A 19,485-nucleotide genomic window follows, 5' to 3' on the forward strand; every position below is an offset into this window, starting at 1 on the left:
GAATCCCCAATCCCATGCTCAAAATCGACAACCTCCACGCCTCCGTCGCCGGCAAGGACATCCTCAAGGGCCTGTCGCTGGACGTGAAGCCGGGCCAGGTGCACGCCATCATGGGCCCCAACGGCGCCGGCAAGTCCACGCTGGGCAACATCCTGTCCGGGCGCGATGGCTATGAAATCACCGACGGCACGGTGCTGTTCGAAGGCGCCGACCTGCTCGCGCTGGAGCCCGAGGAGCGCGCCGCGGCCGGTGTGTTCCTGGCCTTCCAGTACCCGGTGGAAATCCCGGGCGTGAACAACACTTACTTCCTGCGCGCCGCGCTCAACGCCCAGCGCAAGGCACGCGGCGAGAGCGAGCTGGACTCGATGCAGTTCCTCAAGAAGGTGCGCGAGAAGCTGGCCGTATTGCACCTGAAGGACGAGCTGCTGCACCGTGGCGTCAACGAGGGCTTCTCCGGCGGCGAGAAGAAGCGCAACGAGATCTTCCAGCTGGCCGTGCTGGAGCCGAAGCTGGCGATCCTGGACGAGACAGACTCGGGCCTGGACATCGACGCGCTCAAGAACGTCGCCGACGGCGTCAACGCGCTGCGCTCGCCGGAGCGCTCCTTCATCGTGGTCACGCACTACCAGCGCCTGCTGGACTACATCAAGCCCGACGTGGTGCACGTGCTGGCTGACGGCCGCATCGTGCAGAGCGGCGGCCCGGAGCTGGCGCTGGAGCTGGAAGAACGTGGCTACGCCTGGATCCGCGACCGCGTGGCGCCGGGGACGGTGGTCTGATGTCCGCGCTGCTCGACTCCCTTGCCGAAGGCTTCACCGGCGACGCCGCCAGGCGCGAGGTGCTTGAACAGGCGCTGCGCAGCGGCCTGCCCGGCTCGCGCGAGGAAGCCTGGCGCTACACCTCCCTGCGGCCGCTGGAGCGTCGGCGCTTTGCCGCGGTGGCAGCCGCGCCCCAGATCGATGCGCAGCGGCTCGCCGCCATTCCCGCACCGCGCCTGGTGTTCGCCAACGGCCGCTTCGTCCAGGCGCTGAGCGATGTGTCCACCCTGCCGGCGGGCGCGACGCTGCGCTCGCTGGGCCAGGCGCTGGCGGCTGGTGAGGACAGCGCGCGCTTCCTGCAGCGCCGGTTCGAGCGCAGCGACGAGGTCTTCGCCCAGCTCAATGCCGCGCTCGCCAGCGACGGCGTGCTGCTGCAGGTCGAGGCCGACGCCGTCATCGAAACCCCGATCCACCTGGTCTTCATTGGCGCGGCAGATGCCACCGACCGCGCCTGGCACCTGCGCAACCTGATCGACCTGCGCAACGGCGCCAGCCTGACCCTGGTGGAACACCACCTGGCCGAGGGCGAGCACGCGCATTTCTCCAACGTGCTCACCCACGTGCATCTGGGCCAGCAGGCCAGCCTGAAGCATGCGCGCGTGCAGGACGAGGCCGATCGCGCCACCGCGCTGTTGCGCACCGATGCGGTCCTGGCGCGCCAGGCGCAGTACCGCCGCCTGGACCTGGAGCTGGGCGCGGGCCTGTCGCGGCATGAGCTCAACGTGCGCCTGGAAGGCGAGCAGGCCCGGCTGTCGGCCAATGGCGTGCTGCTGGCCGGCGGTCGGCGTCACCTGGACACCCGGCTGGGGATCGACCACATCGGCCGCGACACCGCCTGCGAGCTGACCTGGCGCGGCCTGGGCGCCGGGCGCGGGCGCGCGGTGTTCCATGGTGGCATCCTGATTCGCGAAGGCGCCGACGGCGCCGATGCCAACCTGTCCAACAAGAACGTCCTGCTCAGCGATACGGCCGAGATCGACACCCAGCCGGTGCTGGTGATCCACGCCGATGAGGTCAAGGCCGCCCACGGCGCCACCGTGGGCCAGCTCGATGCCAATGCGCTGTTCTACCTGCGCTCGCGCGGCCTGTCGGTCGATGACGCGCAGCGCCTGCTGACCGCCGCGTTCTGCCGTGCGCCGCTGGCCGTGCTGGAAGACCAGGCCCTGGGCGCGCAGCTGGCCGAATCCATCGATGCGGCGCTACGCCGCGCGGGGGCGGCATGAGCGGCGTGGAGAACCTGGGCGCGGCCAGCATTGCCGCGGCCGAACAACAACAGGCGCAGGCAGTGGACTGGGAGCGTATCCGCGCGGACTTCCCGCTGCTCACGCGCGCGGTCAACGACAAGCCGCTGATCTACTTCGACAACGCCAACACCGCGCAGAAGCCGGTGCAGGTGGTGGCCGCGGTGGACATGTTCTACCGCCGCCACAACGCCAACGTCAGCCGCGCCGTGCATGCGCTGGGCACCGAGGCCACCGAGGCCTACGAGGGCGCGCGCAAGACCCTGGCGCGCTTCATGAAGGTGCGCGGCGAGGAGCTGGTGCTGTGCAGCGGCACTACCTTCGCGATCAACCTGGTGGCGTATTCCTGGGCCCTGCCCAGGCTGAAGGCCGGCGATGTGATCCTGGTCTCGCGCATGGAGCACCACGCCAATATCGTGCCGTGGCAGCTGGTGGCCGAGCGCACCGGCGCCACGGTGCAGGTCGCCGAGATCCTGCCCGACGGCAGCCTGGACCTGGACGCGCTGGACAAGGCGATGACGCCGCGGGTCAAGCTGCTGGCGCTGGCGCATGTGTCCAACGTGCTGGGCACGGTGAACCCGGTGCGCGAGATCTGCCGGCAGGCGCGCAAGCGCGGCATCGTCACCGTGATCGACGGTTCGCAGGCCGCCCCGCACCTGCCGCTGGACGTGCCAGCGCTCGGCTGCGATTTCTACGCCGTCACCGGCCACAAGATCTGCGGTCCCACCGGCACCGGGGCGCTGTGGGCGCGCCGCGAGCTGCTGGAGGCGATGCCGCCCTTCATCGGCGGCGGCGAGATGATCAAGGAGGTCAGCTTCGAGAAGACCACCTTCAACGACATCCCGCACAAGTTCGAGGCCGGCACGCCCAACATCGCCGGCTTCGTCGGCCTGGGCGCGGCGCTGGACTACCTGGACGGCATCGGCATGGAGGCCATCCGTGCGCGCGAAGGCGAGCTGCTGGCGCACCTGACCGAAGAGCTGGACAGAATCGAGGGCCTGCGCATCTTCGGCACCGCCCCGGACAAGGCCGCGGTGGTGTCCTTCCTGATCGATGGCGCCCACGCCCACGACCTGGCCACGCTGCTGGACCTGGAGGGCGTGGCCGTGCGCTCGGGCCAGCACTGCGCCCATCCGCTGCTGCAGTACTACGGGGTGGCCGCCACGCTGCGTGCCTCACTGGCGTTCTACAACACGCACGCGGAGATTGAGTCCTTCGTTGCGGCCTTGCTGAAGGCCCGCAGGCTGCTGGGATAGTGGTAGGAGTGAGTGAAGAGGGGTGAGGAGTGAGTAAGGGCGCTTGGCCGACTTTCGCTTCTTCTGCTCACTTCCCGTTCGTGCCGATGCCGGGCTCGGGCTATTGCTGGCGTCTTGGCGGAGCCGGAACGCCTGGCCTGGCGCATGGGCCAGCCGAAGGCAGCTCTTGCCGCTCCTCACTTCTCACTCCTCTCCCCTCACTCCTAGAATAAAGCGATGAGCCAGCTAGCCTTCCGCCACGCCACCGAAGCCGACCTCGACGCCATCGTGGCGCTGGTCACTTGCGCCTATCGTGGCGATGCCAGCCGCGTGGGCTGGACCACCGAGGCCGACTTCCTCGATGGCAACCGCATCGACCGCGAGGTGCTGCGGGCCGACATCCTGCGGCCGCGCAGCGTCGTGCTGCTGGGTGAGCGCGATGGCCAGCTGCTGGCCTGCGCGCATGTGGCCGAGCAGGACGGTGCCGGCTATTTCGGCATGTTTTCGGTGCAGCCCGCTTTGCAGGGCGCCGGCGTGGGCAAGGCGATGATGGTCGAAGCCGAACGCATTGCACGCGAGGAACTCGGGCTGGCGGTGATGCGCATGACGGTGATCGACGTGCGCGAGACGCTGATCGCCTTCTACGAGCGCCGTGGCTACGTGCGCACCGGCATCAAGAAGCCGTTCCCCTATGGCGACGAGCGCTTTGGTACGCCGCTGCGCGATGACTTGCGCTTCGAGGTGCTGGAAAAGCCGCTGGCAGGAGCGGCGGCATGAGCGAGACCTGGACCTTCGTCTGCGCCGAGGCCGAGCTGCTGCCGGGCGAGATGCGTAACGCCTGGGACGAGGTCACTGGCGCGGGCATCGTGGTGTTCAACCTCGATGGCGAGCTGTACGCGCTGGAAGACAAGTGCAGCCACGCCGATTTCGAACTCTCGGCGGCTGGCGGTTTCGATGCCGAACATCGCAGCATCGAATGTGTCCTGCACGGCGCGCGCTTCGATATTCTCAGTGGCCAGCCGCTGTGCGCACCGGCGTACTCGCCCGTGCCGAAGTTTCCGACCAAGCGCGAGCATGGCGGCATCTGGGCCAGAGACGACCGCGACTGATCGTCCGGCTGCGGGCTCCCCGCCCTGCTGTTGTGGGAGCCGATTCATCGGCGAAGAGGCTTGCCCGGTAAAGCCCCTTCGCGGCTAAAGCCGCTCCCACATGGAAGCCACTCCATAGCGCGAAGCTGCTAATCAGGATACGTGGCCACCTGACATGCCAGTCTGTCGGACCGCGCCCTGTGAGAGCCGATTCATCGGCGAAGAGGCTTTCCAGGTGAAGCTTCTCTGCGCCCGATGGCCTGCGGCCATCTCGAGCCGCTCACACCAGATAAAACAAGTGCGGCGGGACTGCCCGCGCGCTCAGCTGACGCAATGCGCGCGTGGACGTGACGTTCGCGCAAGGTAGGCAGTCCTGCAGCTAAATGCGAAGAACTCTTATTTACAAATAACAACGAGAGTTGTTAACGTTTAGCGATGGCTGACACTCGTTGGCCAGTGGAGTGATCCGGTCTTGTCTGCGCACCACGCCCTGCTGGGCAGAAATCGCATCTCGCGGCTCATGCGGGCCATGCGCGCGTGGGCGGCCCGTGGTGTGTTCGCGCTGGCCGTGCTGATCGGCCTGCAGTTGCTGGCCGCCACTGGCATGGTGTCCGCACAACCGGGCACCGAGCGCTCCCAAAGCGGAAGCCTGCCCGGCCAGGCCGAACCGGAGCCGGAGACCCCTGACGTCCGCGCGGAACAGGACGCGCTCAAGCAGCGCCGCAGCGTGGGCGTGCGCCACGTGGTGGATCGCAAAACAGACACCTCCACCGCGATTGGATTCCCTGCTGCGGCCGTCGCCGCGCCGCGCGCCTGCGCGCGTGCCTGCGCATGGGGCAGTCAACACCGGCACCTGCCCGCGGGTGATCCACTGCGGCGCCTGCAACGCAGCCATGCGCCGCCGGCTCCCACGCTGAGCTGACGGGCCGACCACCGCGTCGGCACGTCCTGCGGCCCCGCCGCACGTTGCACGTCTCTTCCGCCTTCACCCGTGCCGCGCCCCGCGTGGCGGCGGCGTGTTGTGCGCGCTCCCTCGCCTGGCCGCCCGCGGCCTGCCCACATCACGATCCGAGCCCCCCATGTCCCTCGCACGTACTCCGCTCCGTTCCGCCCTGACCTGCGCCCTGTTGTTCTCCCTGGCGACCCGCGCCGCCCTGGCCCAGTCCGGCCCCAGCGACATCGATCGCACCGCCTCCACGCTGGACACCGTGGTCGTCACCGCCGCCGGCTTCGAGCAGAAGATCACCGACGCGCCGGCCAGCATCAGCGTGGTCACACGCGAGACGCTGAGCACGCGGCCCTATACCAACCTGGTCGACGCGCTACGCGACATGGAAGGCATCGACGTGGGCATGCAGAGCACCGACAAGAACGGCATGGGCACCATCAGCATGCGCGGCCTGCCCTCGGACTACACCCTGGTGCTGATCGATGGACGCCGCCAGAGCAACGTCGGCGACCTGTACCCGAACAACTTCGGCGGCGGGCAGTTCAGCTTCATCCCGCCGCTGGATGCAGTCGAGCGCATCGAGGTCGTGCGCGGGCCGATGTCCACGCTGTACGGCTCGGACGCGATGGGCGGGGTGATCAACATCATCACCCGCAAGGTCGCCGACACCTCGACCGGCTCGGTGACCATGGCGCACACCTTCCAGCAGGACGACCAGTTCGGCGATGACGACAAGCTGGACCTGTTTCTGCAGGGACCGCTGGTCAAGGATCTGCTCGGCCTTGCAGTGCGTGGCAGCTGGTACGACCGCCAGGCCTCCAGCCCGGAATGGCCCGACCTGCCCCTGCCCTCGCCGCCGAATGACCCCGGCAGTACCTGGAGCCGCGACATCGGCTTCGGCGCCGGCGGGCGTACCGTTGCCGCCACCAACTGGAATGCCGGCTTCCAACTCTCGCTCACGCCCAACCAGGACCACGACATCACCCTGGACTACGACGTGTCGCGCCTGAAGTTCGACAACAGCCAGGGCCAGACCGGCACGCTGGACAGCATCGGCAGCATCTGGCGCGCGGCCAATGCGGTCATTCCCAACCCCAACTTCAACCCGGCCCTGCCGGCTGGCCCCGGCAATCCGGCGACCATCACCCGCCGCGTGGTGCAGCCGCGCGTGGGCTATACCGCCTACCAGCGCTACGAGCGCGAACAACTCGCCTTGACCCACATCGGCCGCTGGGACATCGGTACCAGCACCACCAGCCTGATGCACGGCACCAGCAACAACCTCGGCCGCTCGCTGCCGCTGACGGTGGACGAACGCGCCGACGTGCAGGCGCTTTGGAACGCGGCCTGCGCGGCCGGCGGCGCCGCGCCCTACTGCGCCAACGCCAGCCGCGCCAACCTCAACGCGACGCAACGCGCGCAGCTGGAAGCCCTGCTGCCGCGGCCGCTGCGCGCGCTGGAGATCGAGGCCTGGGTGCTGGACAGCAGGCTGGATATGGAACTGGGCCAGTCGCACAAGACCACCGTCGGCGGGCAGTTCAATCGCGCGGAAATGGAAGATGGCGTGTTCGGCATGTACGGCGATGGCTTCCGCGACGGCACCACCCAGCTGCACCGGCAGTGGGCGCTGTTCGCCGAGGACAACTGGAGCCTGACCGACGCGCTGGTGTTCACCTACGGACTGCGCTACGACGACCACAACATCTTCGGCGACCAACTCAGCCCGCGCGGCTACCTGGTGTGGACGGCCAATGCGCGGTGGACGGTCAAGGGTGGCGTGAGCACCGGCTACAAGACGCCCAAGCCCAACCAGCTGTTTCCGGGCATCACCGGCTTCGGTGGCCAGGGCGTGTCGCCGATGGTCGGCAGCCCGGACCTGCAGCCGGAGACCAGCACCAACTACGAGCTGGCCGCGTACTACGACAACCAGGACAACTTCAGCGTCAACGCCACGCTGTTCCTCAACCGGTTCAAGGACAAGATCGCCACCGGCACGGCGATTCCCAACTGCGAGATCGTCGCGGCCGGCGTGGACTGCGTGGACATCGGCCCGGGCTGGGCGGCGCTGGGCTATTCCACCTTCAGCCAGAGCACCAACATCGACCGCGCCGAGACCCGCGGCGTGGAGCTGGCCGCGGCCCTGCAGCTGCCGGGCAACTTCGCGCTGCGCGGCAACTACACCTACACCAAGTCCGAGAACAAGAGCGGCGGCGCGCGGGGCCAGCCCATCGCCGGCAACCCTGCCGAGCACATGGGCAACGCGGTGCTGGAATGGCGCGCCAACGATGCGCTGAGCTTCAACCTTACCGCGGAGGGCCGCTACGACCGCTACAACGGGATCAGTACGGTGAGCGGCGAGCACCTGTACTACAAGGACTACACGATCTTCCACCTCGGCGGCACCTGGCGGGCCAATGACTTCCTGACCTTCAATGCCCGCATCAACAACCTGACCGACAAGAACTTCATCTCCCAGACCTGCGAGCTGGCGGTGACCCAGGATGCCTACGCCTGCACCGACGACTACCTGATCAAGGACCAGCGCCGCAATGTGTGGGTGTCGATGAATTTCCGCTTCTGAGTCCGCGCAGAGGGCAAGCCCGTGGGAGCGGCGCCGCAAAGGGGCTCTACCGGAGAGCCTCTTCGCGGCTGATGGCCATAGGCCACCCAGAGCCGCTCCTACAGGTTGATTTCGAACCCATAGTCCGCGGCATGGAATGCGCGTTATGGCGAAGGACCGCGATGCCAGCGCGCCAATGGGTCCCCGGCCTGCCGGCCGGGGCCGCAAGATGACTCCACGGTCAGATGACGTTGATGTCAGGAACGGTTCTCATTACTATCTGCGGCGCTGAACGGTGTCATCGACCGCCACGCCTCGCCTCGGCCCATGTCGCCGGGGCCAGCGGGCGGCACGTGCCGTCAACGCCTCCTTAGCCAGATCGCCAGTGGGGGCCTTCACTACCCCAACTGGAACTCCGATGAGCCACATCACCCGTCGCAAGCATGCGCCGGCCGCCCCGCGCGCGACCTGCCTGTCCACCACCCTGTTGACCGGCCTGGCGCTGGGCGCGCCGTTCGCGGCGCTGGCCGATGCGCCCCCCAGCGCCCCTGCCTCGCCCGCCACTGCCGACGCCGCGGCCGCTCCGGCCGACGCGGCCGAGCAGCGCGCGCGCCGCCACGACGATGCGCGCACCCTGGACCAGGTGGACGTGCACGGCTCGCGCATCCAGGCCAGGGCCGTGGCCTCGCCCAAGTTCACCCAGTCCCTGCAGGACACGCCGCAGACCATCCAGGTCATCACCCGCGACCTGTTCAACCAGCAGGGCGCCACCACCCTGACCGAGGCGCTGCGCAACTCGCCGGCGGTGGGCACCTTCTTCGCCGGCGAGAACGGCAACACCAACACCGGCGATGCCATCTACATGCGGGGGTTCGACACCTCCAGCAGCATCTTCGTCGATGGCGTGCGCGACCTGGGCTCGATCTCGCGCGACCTGTTCAATGTCGAACAGGTCGAAGTGCAGAAGGGCCCGGCCGGCACCGACAACGGCCGCACCGCGCCGACCGGCGCGATCAACATGGCCAGCAAGCGCGCCTCCCTGTTCGATGCGGTCGGGGCCACGCTCTCGGCTGGCGATGAAGGCCAGCAGCGCGCCACCGCCGACTGGAACCAGAGCCTGTCCGGCCTGCCCGGCACGGCCCTGCGCCTGAACGCGATGTGGCAGGACAGCGATGTCCCCGGCCGCGACCACGTCAACAACAAGCGCTGGGGCATCGCGCCCTCGCTGGGCTTCAACCTGGATGGCGCCACGCGCTATTTCCTCAACCTGTACTACGTCAAGCAGGACAACATTCCCGATGGCTTCGTGCCGACCATCGGCCTGCCGGGCTGGGTGCCGCAACCCGGCCTGCAGCAGTTGGTGGGCCATCCGGTGAATCCGGAGAATTTCTACGGCACGCGCCAGGACCATGACGACGTGGAAGCCAAGCAGGCGACCTTCATCCTGGAACACGACTTCTCCGACAGCGTGCGCCTGACCAACACCGCGCGCTGGGGGCAGACCACGCAGGACTACCTGCTCAGCGCCTTCATGAGCACCGGCGGTACCGCCGCCAATCCGCTGGCCGGCAACATCCGCTGGACCGACATCAACGACCTGTCCACCTACACCCTGATCCGTGGCAACAACACCTTCAAGGATCAGCGCAACGAGATCCTGACCGACCAGCTCAACCTGCGCGTGGACTTCAGCACAGGCGCCATCGCACACAATCTCAGCACCGGGCTGGAGCTGACCCGCGAGGAGCAGGACGCGCACACCATCGCCAGCACCGGCACCCGGCCTGCGGCCAGTCTCTACGACCCGGACTGGAACGATGCCGGCACCCTGGCCTGGGCGCGCAACGGCACGGGCAGCCACGGTCGCACCGATACGCAGGCGATCTACGCCTTCGACACGCTCAAGTTCGGCGAGGATGTCCTGCTGACCGCCGGCCTGCGCCTGGACCACTACAAGACCGATTACGTCAACACCGCCATCTGCAACAACGGCACCGGCCGCGGCGCGGTGCCCTGTAACGGCGCGCCGGTCGGCAGCGCGGTCACCACGGTGGACACCGACACCAGCGACACGCTGTTCAACTGGAAGCTGGGCGCGGTGTACAAGGTCGGCGAGGCGGTCAGCCTGTACGCCAACTACGCGTTGTCCCAGCAGCCGCCGGGCGGGGCCAACTTCGCCTTGGCCGCCGCTGACGGCGCGGCCAACAGCATCAACGCCGATCCGCAGAAGGCCAAGACCTTCGAGGTCGGCAGCAAGTGGAACGTGCTGGAGAACCTGGCGCTGAACCTGGCGGTGTTCCAGACCGAGGTGAGCAACGAGATCAACAGCAACGTGCTGGACGATTTCGGCAACCCCACCCAGACCGGCGAGAAGGAGGTCAAGGGCGTGGAGCTGTCGGCCGTGGGCAACCTCACCGACAACTGGACGGTCTCGGCCGGGTACAGCCGCATGTCCACGCGGGTGGTGGAAGGCCCGGTGGTCTCGGCCGACCAGACCAGCAACCTGTCCTACACCCCGGACGATGCCTTCACTAGCTGGACCAGCTATCGCTTCCCGTTCGGCCTGACCGTGGGCGGCGGCGCGCGCTACGTGGGCCAGATGCATCGCGGCACCGACGGCGCGGTCGGCACGCCGACATCCATCAAGTCCTACACGGTCTACGACGCGGTGTTGTCCTATGACATCTCCCGTAACCTCTCGCTGCGCCTGAACGGCTACAACCTGTTCGACAAGCAGTACGTGGCGGCGATCAACAAGAGCGGCTACCGCTACACGCCCGGCACCCCTCGGACCTTCCTGCTCAGCGCGGACCTGCGCTTCTGAAGCCGGTGGCTTGCTAGGCTGATCGGCCGCCCGCACGGGAAGGTTGGCGCTTCGCCTTCCCGTGCACCGTCGCAGGAACTCCAAGATGCTGCTGCATATCCCCGACATCCTCGATCCCGACCAGGTGGCCCAGATGCGCCGCGCGCTGAATGCGGCCGACTGGGGCGATGGACGCGCCACCGTTGGCGCGCAGGGTGCCCAGGTCAAACGCAATCAGCAGCTGCCCGACGCTGCGCCCCTGCGCGAGCAGCTGGGCCGGCAGGTGCTGGCCGCACTGGAGCGCAATGCGCTGTACTTCGCCGCCGCGCTGCCACTGCGCACGCTGCCGCCGCGCTTCAATCGCTACGCCGGTGGCGGGGAGTACGGCTTCCACGTCGATGGCGCGGTGATGGCCGCGGGCGACGGGAAGCACGTGCGCTCGGACCTGTCCTGCACCCTGTTCCTGTCGGACCCGGAGGAATACGAGGGCGGGGAGCTGATCGTCAGCGACACCTACGGCGAGCACGAAGTGAAGCTGCCGGCCGGGGACCTGATCCTCTACCCCTCCAGCAGTCTGCACCGGGTCGCGCCGGTGACCAGCGGCGCGCGCACGGCCGCCTTCTTCTGGATTCAGAGCATGGTCCGCGATGAGACCCAGCGCCGCACGCTGTACGAGCTGGACACCGCCATCCAGTCCCTGACCGCCAGCGGTGCCGACCGCGACGCGCTGGTGCGCCTGACCGGCGTGTATCACAACCTGCTGCGGGGCTGGGCCGAGACCTGAGCACGGCGGCTGTCGCCCTTGTCATGCCGGCGACGGGTCGCTAGTTGGGATCAATTCTCATTTCGTGTTGTAATGACGGCTTCCCCGGGGCATCCCATGCGGCGCGTGTCCAGCACTTCTCTCCCGTCTCCCCAAGCCCAGCAGCGCCGCGGTTTCTGGCTGCGCACGCTGCACAGCTGGCACTGGATCAGCTCGGCGATGTGCCTGGTGGGCATGTTGCTCTTTGCCATCACCGGCCTGACCCTCAACCACGCCGCACGCATCGAGGCCAGCCCGCAGACGCGCAGCGCCACCGCGCAGCTCCCCGCCCCGCTGCTGCGCGCGCTTGGCACGCACGAGGAAGGCGATGCGCCGCTACCGGTAGTGGTGCGCGACTGGCTGGACGCCCGCTTCGACATCGCCATCGGCCAACGCCAGGCCGAGTGGTCGGCCAGCGAGCTGTATCTGTCCATGCCCACGCCCGGCGCCGACGCCTGGCTGTCCATCGACCGCGAAAGCGGCAGCGTGGAATTCGAGCGCACCGATCGCGGCTGGGTCTCCTACTTCAACGACCTGCACAAGGGTCGCAATGCAGGGCCGGCCTGGAGCTGGTTCCTGGATGTGTTCGCGGTGGCCTGCCTGGTGTTCTGCATCACCGGGCTGTGCCTGCTGCAGATGCACGCGCGGCAGCGCCGTTCCACCTGGCCGTACGTCGGGCTGGGGTTGGTGGTGCCGCTGATCCTCGCCCTGATCTTCATCCACTGAAGGACTTCCCATGCCGACCTTGCGCGTCACCACCTCCATCACCATCGCCCTCAGCGGCGCCCTGGCCATGCCGGCCTATGCGGCGACGCTGGAGGTCAACGTCGAGGTGCCCAAGCTCGACGTGGCCGAGTACCACCGTCCCTATGTCGCCGTGTGGATCGAGGACGCCAACCAGAAGGCCGCCGCCGACCTGTCGGTGTGGTACCAGATGCGCGACACCGCCGAGGGCCACGGCACCAAGTGGCTGCCCGACCTGCGCCAGTGGTGGCGCAAGTCCGGCCGCAGCCTGAAGGTGCCGGTGGACGGGGTGACCGGCCCGACCCGCCCGGTCGGCAAGCACGCGCTGAGCTTCACCGACAAGCAGCCGCAGCTGGCCAAGCTGGGGCCCGGCAGCTACACGCTGGTGGTGGAAGCGGCGCGCGAAGTCGGCGGCCGCGAGCTGCTCAAGATCCCTTTCACCTGGCCGGCCACCGCCGCGCAGAACGGCAAGTCGCAAGGCAGCGCCGAGCTCGGCGCGGTGACCCTGGCGATCAAGCCCTGATCGGCAGGCCCGATCGGCAACCCCACTTCCCAACGGAAACGACCATGAAGCGTTCGCTCACTTTCGCCCTGGCGCTGGCCGCGGCCACCGTGTCCTTCTCCGCCGCCGCGCACAAGATGTGGCTGCTGCCCTCGGGCACCACCTTCTCCGGCGCCGACCCGTGGCTGTCGGTGGATGCGGCCGTGTCCAACGACCTGTTCTACTTCGACCATGTGCCCATGCGCCTGGACGAGCTGAAGATCACCGCGCCCGACGGCCGCGACGTCACGCCGCAGAACGCGGCCACCGGCAAGTACCGCAGCGTGTTCGACGTGCAGCTGGCGCAGGAAGGCACCTACCGGGTGGCGATCTCGGGCGATGGCCTGTTCGCCAGCTGGAAGGACAAGGACGGCAAGCCCAAGCGCTGGCGCGGCACCGCCGCCAGCTTCGGCGAAGTGCCCAAGGACGCCAAGGACCTGCGGGTGTCGCAGAACGCGATGCGTGTAGAGACCTTCGCCACCCGTGGCGCGCCCACGCAGACCGCGCTCAAGCCCACCGGCCAGGGCCTGGAGCTGGTGCCGGTGACGCATCCGAACGACCTGTTCGCCGGTGAGCCGGCGACCTTCCAGCTGCAGATCGATGGCAAGCCGGCCGCCGACCTGGAGGTCTCGGTGATCCGTGGCGACACCCGCTATCGCAATGCGCAGGAGGAGCTCACGCTCAAGACCGACGCGCAGGGCAAGTTCAGCGTAACCTGGCCGCAGGCCGGCATGTACTGGCTCAACGCCAGCGCCGAGGACGGCAAGACCTCGTTCCCGCAGGCCAAGCAGCGCCGCTTGAACTACGTGGCCACCTTGGAAGTGCTGCCGCAGTAAGCGGTGGCACGGATGCCTTCGGGCAACGCGTGGGAGCAAAAGTCGGCGCCGCGCAAGGAGGTGCGGCGCATCCACCGGAAACGGGCCCCCCCCCCCGCGTGATGCCCGGCGCTGTGGGGCATTCGCGCAGTGCAGTGATGATTGTTCGGAACGACGGAGCCGGCATACGGCGGTGAGGTCGCGCTCCTTCCCCGCGCTATTCGGCCGCGCCCGACACGTGGCGCGCGCACCTAGGTAGCTCAAGGCACGATTGCCTTCGATCTGACCATCCCACGCTTCATCGACCTCTCTCGCTCCAGAGAAAAGAGACAACGCCAGGTTTCATGTCTTCCCCGCCCTCCATCGTTCCTGACCTTGCACTGGCCACCCTGGGCGGACAGACCATGGGCACGACCTGGTCGGTCAAGCTCAGCACCGCACCGCAAACGGACCTGCATCGGCTGCACGCCGGCATCCAGGCACAGCTGGATGAGGTGGTCGCGCAGATGAGCACCTGGCGGGAGGATTCGCATCTCTCGCGCTACAACGAGGCCGCCGCCGGCAGCTGGCATGCGCTACCGGCGCAGTTTCAGACCGTGCTGGGATGCGCGCTGGAGATCGCGCAGGCCAGCGATGGCGCCTTCGACCCCACGCTGGGCGGGCTGGTGGCCGCATGGGGGTTTGGCGCGCACGGCCGCGGCTTTGCCGTGCCTGGCCAGGACACCCTCACCCAGGCACTGCAGCGCGCGGGCTGGCGGCGGCTGCAGTGGCGGGGCCAGGCGCCACGTGAACTGCTGCAACCCGGTGGCGTGCAGCTGGATCTGTCGGCCATCGCCAAGGGCTTCGGCGTGGATCAGGTCGCGCGCTGGCTACGCTCGCGCGGCGTGCTGGGCGGCCTGGTGGAAGTGGGCGGGGAACTGTTCGGCTGGGGCCTGCGCCCCGATGGCGCGCGCTGGCGCGTGCTGGTGGAAACCGCCAGCGAACTCGACGCCGACACCGCGCCGTGCGTGCTGGCGCTGGACGGTGACGCGGTGGCGACCTCGGGCGACCGCTGGCATCGCTTCGAGGCGGGCGGCACGCGCTACGCGCACACGCTGGATGCGCGCAGCGGCCAGCCAGTCACCCAGGCCGCGGCGGCGGTGACCGTACTGGCGCACAGCGCGATGGAAGCCGATGCCTGGGCCACGGCGCTCACGGTCATGGGGCCCACCCAAGGCCTGGCATTTGCCGAGCAGCGTGGCATGGCGGCGCGTTTCGTCGCCCACGGCGCGCAGGGCCCCGTCATCCAAGCGACCCGCGCATTCCAGGCGAGGACGGTCGCATGCGGGTGACGGCCGCGCCGGCCTGGCGCGCACGGCTGGGCAACGCCCTTGCGCTGGTCGGGCTGCTGGCCTGCGTGCTGGCACTCGCCAGCCTGCATCGCTTCGAGCCGCCCGATGCGCGGCCGCTGCGGGCCTGGACAGCGGCCCTGCTTGCAACTGGCTACCTCGCCTGGATCGCGATGATCTGCTGGCGCGGACGGGCGCCATCGGGCCAGGTCGACCCGGACGGCTCGACATGGATCGTGGCCTATGCAAGCCAGACCGGATACGCCCTGGCATTGGCCGAGCGCAGCTGCGATGCCTTGAGGCAGGGCGGTGCGCAGGCCCAGCTGCTACCGGTGGAGGCCCTGACGGTGAGTCAACTACGGCAGGCGCGCGTGCTGTTCGTGGTCAGCACCACCGGCGAAGGCGATGCACCGGACCACGCCCTGGGCATGTTGCCGATGCTCGCCGGCGACGGGCTGGACCTGGCCTGCCTGCGTTACGCGGTGCTGGCCTTGGGCGATCGCGCCTACTCGCAGTTCTGCGCTTTCGGCCGCGCGCTGGATGCGCGTCTGCAGCAGCTGAGGGCCAAGCCGCTGTTCGATCGGGTGGAGGTGGACAACGCCGACGATGCCGCCCTGCGCCACTGGCAGCATCACCTGAGCGTGTTGACCGGCGACACCGCGCAGGCGGACTGGAGCTCGCCCGATTACCAGGCCTGGCCGCTGCTGGCCCGCCGACAGCTCAACCCCGGCAGCCCCGGGGCCGGGGCGTGGCTGATCGAGTTGGCGCCATCGCCGCAGGCGCACTGGCAGGCCGGCGATATCGCCGAGATCGGCCCACGCCATGACCCGACGCAGGTCGAGGCCTGGCTGGCGCGGCACCGCCTGTCGGAGCAGGCCACGCCCGCGCTGCGCCAAGCCCTGGCCGGCAAGCAACTGCCCGAGGCCTGCGAGGACGGCCACCTGGCATCGCTCACCGACAGCCTGCCGCCCCTGCCGCATCGCGAGTACTCCATCGCCTCGCTTCCCGCCGACGGCTGCCTGCAGCTGCTGGTGCGCCGCATGCAGCAGGCCGATGGCCGGCTGGGGCTAGGCAGCGGCTGGCTGACCGCGCACGCGGCGATCGGACAGGACATCGCCGTGCGCCTGCGTCGCAACCCGGGCTTCCATGTGCCTGACGATGCACGCCCCCTGATCCTGATCGGCAACGGCACCGGCATGGCCGGCCTGCGCGCCCTGCTGCGCGAGCGCGAGGCACGCCGCGCCCATCGCAACTGGCTGCTGTTTGGCGAACGCACCCGCCAGTTCGACTGCTTCTTCGAAGACGAGCTGCTGCGCTGGCAACACGGCGGACACCTGGCGCGGCTGGACCTGGCGTTCTCGCGCGATCCGCCGCAGCGGGTCTACGTGCAGGACAAGCTGCGCCAGGCGGCCGATGAGCTGCGGAACTGGGTGGACGAGGGCGCGGCCATCTACGTCTGCGGCAGCCTGGCCGGCATGGCCCCGGCCGTGGATGCCGAACTACGGGCCATCCTGGGCGATGCTGGCCTGCAGCAGCTGCGCGCGCAGGGCCGGTACCGGCGCGACGTCTACTGAAGCCCCTCCTGGGCCGGGGCCAGCGGCGTCAGGCGCATGGCCAGCAGTTGCCCGCCACCGTCCAGCATGTACCGCGAGCGCGTCTGCCCGCCGACCAGCAGCGCAGTATCGCCCTGCCACAGCGGCGGCAGGCCGGTGCTCCTGTCGAACTGCGCCTGTCCGGACATCAGATGCAGCGCCCAGGTTTCTCCCGGCGCGGTGAAGAACAGCATCGACCCCACCAGCGGACGCACCAGCAACTCGGCGCCGATGCGGTCGCGGCGCCACATCAGGTTGAAGTCGTGGGTCGGCCCATCGATGAGTTCCCCGCGCAGGGCGCGCTCGCCGGCAAAGCGATGGCGCTCGCCGGGCAGGGTCAGCAGCGCCGCTTCCCCGTCATCGAAGGCCAGCCGCACGCCCTGCCCCTGCAGCAGCACCAGTTCGCGGTCCACGCCGTCGAACGTGGAGAACGCGGCGCTGTGTTCGATCTCGGCAATGGACAGGCGCCAGTCCCAGTCCTCGGACGGATGCGAGCGGGCGATCTCGCGGGTCCAGCCCAGGCCGTTCTTCCAGCGCTCGCGGCGGTAGTCGTTGGCGGGAATGACGCGTGAGTCGGACATGGCGGGCATCGACGATGGCAGCGCCACAGTCTAGGGCGCATCGGCCCTGACAGCCGCGCGAGGCGTTGCCGGCGCCAAAAAAGACATCGCCCGCGGCGCATCCTGCGTCGCGGGCGATGGCACGTCCCTGTTGGCGTCCTGCCGGACGATTCCGGCTTCCTGCCCGAGATCCGCCAGTCCAAAGCGGTTCGTACATCCGTGTCGGCGCTCCGTGCCTGTCCCCTGGGCTTCCTGCCCTCTTACGATGCGGCCAGTTCCTGTGGCACGCCTCGTGGGTCCCTGCAACCCTCAGCGGCGAACGACCGGCTTCGCTGCCTGGGCCGACGCGGCCGCCTTCTTGGGCGTGGCCACGCTGCGACCCACTTCGATGCGGTCGCGGTTCTTCTCGATGGTCTTCAGTCCGATCCCCTTGACCATCGCCAGTTCTTCGGCGCTCTTGAACGGGCCGTTGGCCTTGCGGTAGGCCACGATGGCCTGCGCCTTGCTCGGCCCGATGTTGACCAGCACGGCATCCAGGGTGCTGGCATCGGCGGTATTGATGTTGACCTTGTCGGCGGCGTAGGCGCTGGTGGCCAGCAGCAGCGACAGAATCAGCGACTTCAGAACAATGGCGAACGATTTCATTGCGACACTCCTTGTGCGATGAGGATGGTTGCTGCCGGTGTCCGGGGTTTCCCTTTGTGCCGGTGAGTCCAGTGTGCGTTCGACGATGGGGCCAAGATATCGCCCGCCTTCCCGCCGGTCTGCAGGATTTGCACCCGGCCGCGCGTAGGAAATTTCCTACCCAGCCGCTAGCGGGCCGCCGGCGGTTCGCCTCCCCCTGTTCAAGGCCCCGCGCCGGCACGCGGTAAAATGGCGGTTTGGCCGGATTGGAGTTGACCTTGGACAGCGCACGCCTAGACCGTTACGTGGCCCGGAAGTGGGATGAGGAAATCGTCCCGCAGCTGGTCGAGTACATCCGCATCCCCAACAAGTCGCCGATGTTCGACGCCGACTGGGTGGCCAACGGCTACATGGCGCAGGCAGTGAAGCTGATGGAGTCCTGGGCCCGCGCCCAGGCCATCGCCGGGATGCAGGTCGAGGTGATCGAGCTGGAAGGCCGCACCCCGCTGATCTTCGTGGAAATCCCCGCCTCGGGCCAGGGCACGGGCGATGACACCATCCTGCTGTACGGCCACCTGGACAAGCAGCCGGAAATGACCGGCTGGGACGAGGACCTGGGCCCGTGGAAGCCGATGCTGAAGGACGACCGCCTGTACGGCCGCGGCGGCGCCGACGATGGCTATGCGATCTACGGTTCGCTGACCGCGGTCATGGCCTTGCAGGAGCAGGGCCTGCCGCATGCGCGCTGCGTGATCCTGATCGAGGCCTGCGAGGAATCGGGCAGCTACGACCTGCCGGCCTACGTGGACCACCTGGCCGCGCGGATCGGCCAGCCCTCGCTGGTGGTGTGCCTGGACTCGGGCTGCGCCAACTACGACCAGCTGTGGTGCACGACCTCGCTGCGCGGCCTGACCGGCGGCAACTTCTCCGTCAAGGTGCTCGAAGAGGGCGTGCATTCCGGCGATGCCTCCGGCGTGGTGCCGTCCAGCTTCCGCCTGCTGCGCCAGCTGCTCTCGCGCATCGAGGACGAGAACACCGGCCGCATCCTGCTGGAAGGCCTGCACGTGGAGATCCCGGCCGAGCGCCTGCAGCAGGCCCAGCGCGCGGCCGAGGTGGTCGATACCGCCATCTACGACAAGTTTCCGCTGGTCGATGGCCTGAAGCCGATGAACCAGGACCTCACCGAGCTGGTGCTCAACCGCACCTGGCGCCCGGCGCTGTCGGTCACCGGCGTGGACGGCATGCCGCCGCTGGCCTCGGCCGGCAACGTGCTGCGCCCGCATACGGCGGTGAAGCTGTCGCTGCGACTGCCGCCCACGGCCGATGGCAAGCGCTGCGGCGAACTGCTCAAGGACGCCTTGCTGCGCGATCCGCCCAATGGCGCGCAGGTCACGCTGGACCTGGAGAAGGCGTCCAGCGGCTGGAATGCGCCGGCCCTGGCGCCGTGGCTGGAAAGCGCCATCGACCAGGCCAGCCAGGCGTTCTTCGGCAAGCCGGCGATGTACATGGGCGAAGGCGGCTCGATCCCCTTCATGGGCATGCTGGGCGAAAAATTCCCCGGCGCGCAGTTCATGATCACCGGCGTGCTGGGGCCTCACTCCAATGCCCATGGCCCCAACGAGTTCCTGCACATCCCCATGGGCAAGCGCGTGACTGCCTGCGTGTCCAAGGTCATCTCCGAGCACCACGCTGCCAGCGTGCGCGGGGAGACCAGCGGCTCGCCGGTGGCCGCAGACAGCGGCACCCGCCATGGCGACCACGGCTGCTGTTGAGCGCGCAGCGCCC

Annotated in this window: 17 protein-coding genes; 15 read left to right on the top strand and 2 right to left on the bottom strand. The window is 68.6% G+C overall.

All coding sequences use genetic code 11. From position 1 onward, the window contains the following. The first annotated feature begins 14 nt into the window (after positions 1–14). The 14 genes from sufC to EPA99_RS01925 all read left to right on the top strand — a co-directional run bounded on the left by sufC (position 15) and on the right by EPA99_RS01925 (position 16,498). Positions 15–779, top strand: a complete 765-nt coding sequence (gene sufC, locus EPA99_RS01860; protein ID WP_129469481.1) for a Fe-S cluster assembly ATPase SufC — start codon at positions 15–17, stop codon at positions 777–779. Further along, the gene (sufD, locus tag EPA99_RS01865; protein WP_129469482.1) at positions 779–2,041 is read left to right on the top strand and encodes a Fe-S cluster assembly protein SufD; all 1,263 of its coding nucleotides are present in this window, start codon (positions 779–781) and stop codon (positions 2,039–2,041) included. The genes sufC and sufD overlap by 1 nt, the downstream gene beginning before the upstream one ends. Further along, positions 2,038–3,315 carry a cysteine desulfurase gene (locus EPA99_RS01870; RefSeq protein ID WP_129469483.1) on the top strand — a complete coding sequence of 426 codons (1,278 nt, stop codon included), beginning with the start codon at positions 2,038–2,040 and terminating at the stop codon, positions 3,313–3,315. The genes sufD and EPA99_RS01870 overlap by 4 nt, the downstream gene beginning before the upstream one ends. A gap of 216 nt (positions 3,316–3,531) precedes the next feature. After that, complete coding sequence (locus tag EPA99_RS01875; RefSeq protein ID WP_129469484.1) at positions 3,532–4,071, top strand: GNAT family N-acetyltransferase; 540 nt, start codon at positions 3,532–3,534, stop codon at positions 4,069–4,071. Beyond that, complete coding sequence (locus EPA99_RS01880) at positions 4,068–4,403, top strand: non-heme iron oxygenase ferredoxin subunit (protein WP_129469485.1); 336 nt, start codon at positions 4,068–4,070, stop codon at positions 4,401–4,403. Before EPA99_RS01875 ends, EPA99_RS01880 begins: the two co-directional genes overlap by 4 nt. Before the next feature lie 451 nt (positions 4,404–4,854). Continuing rightward, positions 4,855–5,304: a hypothetical protein gene (locus EPA99_RS01885; RefSeq protein ID WP_129469486.1), complete on the top strand. Its 450-nt coding sequence runs from the start codon at positions 4,855–4,857 to the stop codon at positions 5,302–5,304. A 157-nt stretch (positions 5,305–5,461) separates the two neighbouring features. Further along, positions 5,462–7,912 (top strand): TonB-dependent receptor domain-containing protein, encoded by a 2,451-nt coding sequence (locus tag EPA99_RS01890; RefSeq protein WP_129469487.1) that lies wholly within the window; start codon positions 5,462–5,464, stop codon positions 7,910–7,912. 397 nt (positions 7,913–8,309) lie between these two features. Beyond that, entirely contained in the window at positions 8,310–10,715 is a 2,406-nt protein-coding gene (locus tag EPA99_RS01895; RefSeq protein WP_129469488.1) for a catecholate siderophore receptor Fiu, read from the top strand. Between the two features lie 85 nt (positions 10,716–10,800). Continuing rightward, positions 10,801–11,478 (top strand): Fe2+-dependent dioxygenase, encoded by a 678-nt coding sequence (locus EPA99_RS01900; protein ID WP_129469489.1) that lies wholly within the window; start codon positions 10,801–10,803, stop codon positions 11,476–11,478. Between the two features lie 96 nt (positions 11,479–11,574). Beyond that, positions 11,575–12,222, top strand: coding sequence for a PepSY-associated TM helix domain-containing protein (locus tag EPA99_RS01905; protein WP_129469761.1), 648 nt, complete (start codon positions 11,575–11,577; stop codon positions 12,220–12,222). A gap of 19 nt (positions 12,223–12,241) precedes the next feature. Next, positions 12,242–12,763, top strand: coding sequence for a DUF2271 domain-containing protein (locus tag EPA99_RS01910; protein WP_164978544.1), 522 nt, complete (start codon positions 12,242–12,244; stop codon positions 12,761–12,763). A 44-nt stretch (positions 12,764–12,807) separates the two neighbouring features. Further along, positions 12,808–13,617 carry a DUF4198 domain-containing protein gene (locus EPA99_RS01915; RefSeq protein ID WP_129469491.1) on the top strand — a complete coding sequence of 270 codons (810 nt, stop codon included), beginning with the start codon at positions 12,808–12,810 and terminating at the stop codon, positions 13,615–13,617. A 323-nt stretch (positions 13,618–13,940) separates the two neighbouring features. Next, positions 13,941–14,927, top strand: coding sequence for an FAD:protein FMN transferase (locus EPA99_RS01920; RefSeq protein WP_129469492.1), 987 nt, complete (start codon positions 13,941–13,943; stop codon positions 14,925–14,927). After that, positions 14,918–16,498, top strand: a complete 1,581-nt coding sequence (locus EPA99_RS01925) for a sulfite reductase subunit alpha (protein ID WP_129469493.1) — start codon at positions 14,918–14,920, stop codon at positions 16,496–16,498. Before EPA99_RS01920 ends, EPA99_RS01925 begins: the two co-directional genes overlap by 10 nt. On the opposite strand, the gene EPA99_RS01930 is transcribed toward EPA99_RS01925, so the two are convergent. Together EPA99_RS01930 and EPA99_RS01935 are read right to left on the bottom strand one after the other, a co-directional pair. Continuing rightward, positions 16,492–17,097 carry a HutD/Ves family protein gene (locus tag EPA99_RS01930; protein WP_241688224.1) on the bottom strand — a complete coding sequence of 202 codons (606 nt, stop codon included), beginning with the start codon at positions 17,095–17,097 and terminating at the stop codon, positions 16,492–16,494. The genes EPA99_RS01925 and EPA99_RS01930 overlap by 7 nt on opposite strands. 288 nt (positions 17,098–17,385) lie before the next feature. Beyond that, positions 17,386–17,721, bottom strand: a complete 336-nt coding sequence (locus EPA99_RS01935) for a ComEA family DNA-binding protein (RefSeq protein ID WP_129469495.1) — start codon at positions 17,719–17,721, stop codon at positions 17,386–17,388. A 257-nt stretch (positions 17,722–17,978) separates the two neighbouring features. Between EPA99_RS01935 and EPA99_RS01940 the strand changes: the two genes are divergently transcribed. Continuing rightward, positions 17,979–19,472, top strand: a complete 1,494-nt coding sequence (locus tag EPA99_RS01940) for a M20 family metallopeptidase (RefSeq protein WP_129469496.1) — start codon at positions 17,979–17,981, stop codon at positions 19,470–19,472. The last annotated feature ends 13 nt before the right edge of the window (positions 19,473–19,485 follow it).

Source organism: Pseudoxanthomonas composti, assembly GCF_004122095.1.
Taxonomy (GTDB): domain Bacteria; phylum Pseudomonadota; class Gammaproteobacteria; order Xanthomonadales; family Xanthomonadaceae; genus Pseudoxanthomonas_A; species Pseudoxanthomonas_A composti.

Coding starts and splice junctions, on each gene's coding strand:
- sufC (WP_129469481.1), top strand. CDS start 15: ATGCTCAAAATCGACAACCTCCACGCCTCCGTCGCCGGCAAGGACATC.
- EPA99_RS01920 (WP_129469492.1), top strand. CDS start 13,941: ATGTCTTCCCCGCCCTCCATCGTTCCTGACCTTGCACTGGCCACCCTG.
- EPA99_RS01890 (WP_129469487.1), top strand. CDS start 5,462: ATGTCCCTCGCACGTACTCCGCTCCGTTCCGCCCTGACCTGCGCCCTG.
- EPA99_RS01930 (WP_241688224.1), bottom strand. CDS start 17,097: ATGTCCGACTCACGCGTCATTCCCGCCAACGACTACCGCCGCGAGCGC.
- EPA99_RS01875 (WP_129469484.1), top strand. CDS start 3,532: ATGAGCCAGCTAGCCTTCCGCCACGCCACCGAAGCCGACCTCGACGCC.
- EPA99_RS01870 (WP_129469483.1), top strand. CDS start 2,038: ATGAGCGGCGTGGAGAACCTGGGCGCGGCCAGCATTGCCGCGGCCGAA.
- EPA99_RS01915 (WP_129469491.1), top strand. CDS start 12,808: ATGAAGCGTTCGCTCACTTTCGCCCTGGCGCTGGCCGCGGCCACCGTG.
- EPA99_RS01880 (WP_129469485.1), top strand. CDS start 4,068: ATGAGCGAGACCTGGACCTTCGTCTGCGCCGAGGCCGAGCTGCTGCCG.
- EPA99_RS01905 (WP_129469761.1), top strand. CDS start 11,575: ATGCGGCGCGTGTCCAGCACTTCTCTCCCGTCTCCCCAAGCCCAGCAG.
- EPA99_RS01900 (WP_129469489.1), top strand. CDS start 10,801: ATGCTGCTGCATATCCCCGACATCCTCGATCCCGACCAGGTGGCCCAG.
- sufD (WP_129469482.1), top strand. CDS start 779: ATGTCCGCGCTGCTCGACTCCCTTGCCGAAGGCTTCACCGGCGACGCC.
- EPA99_RS01935 (WP_129469495.1), bottom strand. CDS start 17,721: ATGAAATCGTTCGCCATTGTTCTGAAGTCGCTGATTCTGTCGCTGCTG.
- EPA99_RS01925 (WP_129469493.1), top strand. CDS start 14,918: ATGCGGGTGACGGCCGCGCCGGCCTGGCGCGCACGGCTGGGCAACGCC.
- EPA99_RS01895 (WP_129469488.1), top strand. CDS start 8,310: ATGAGCCACATCACCCGTCGCAAGCATGCGCCGGCCGCCCCGCGCGCG.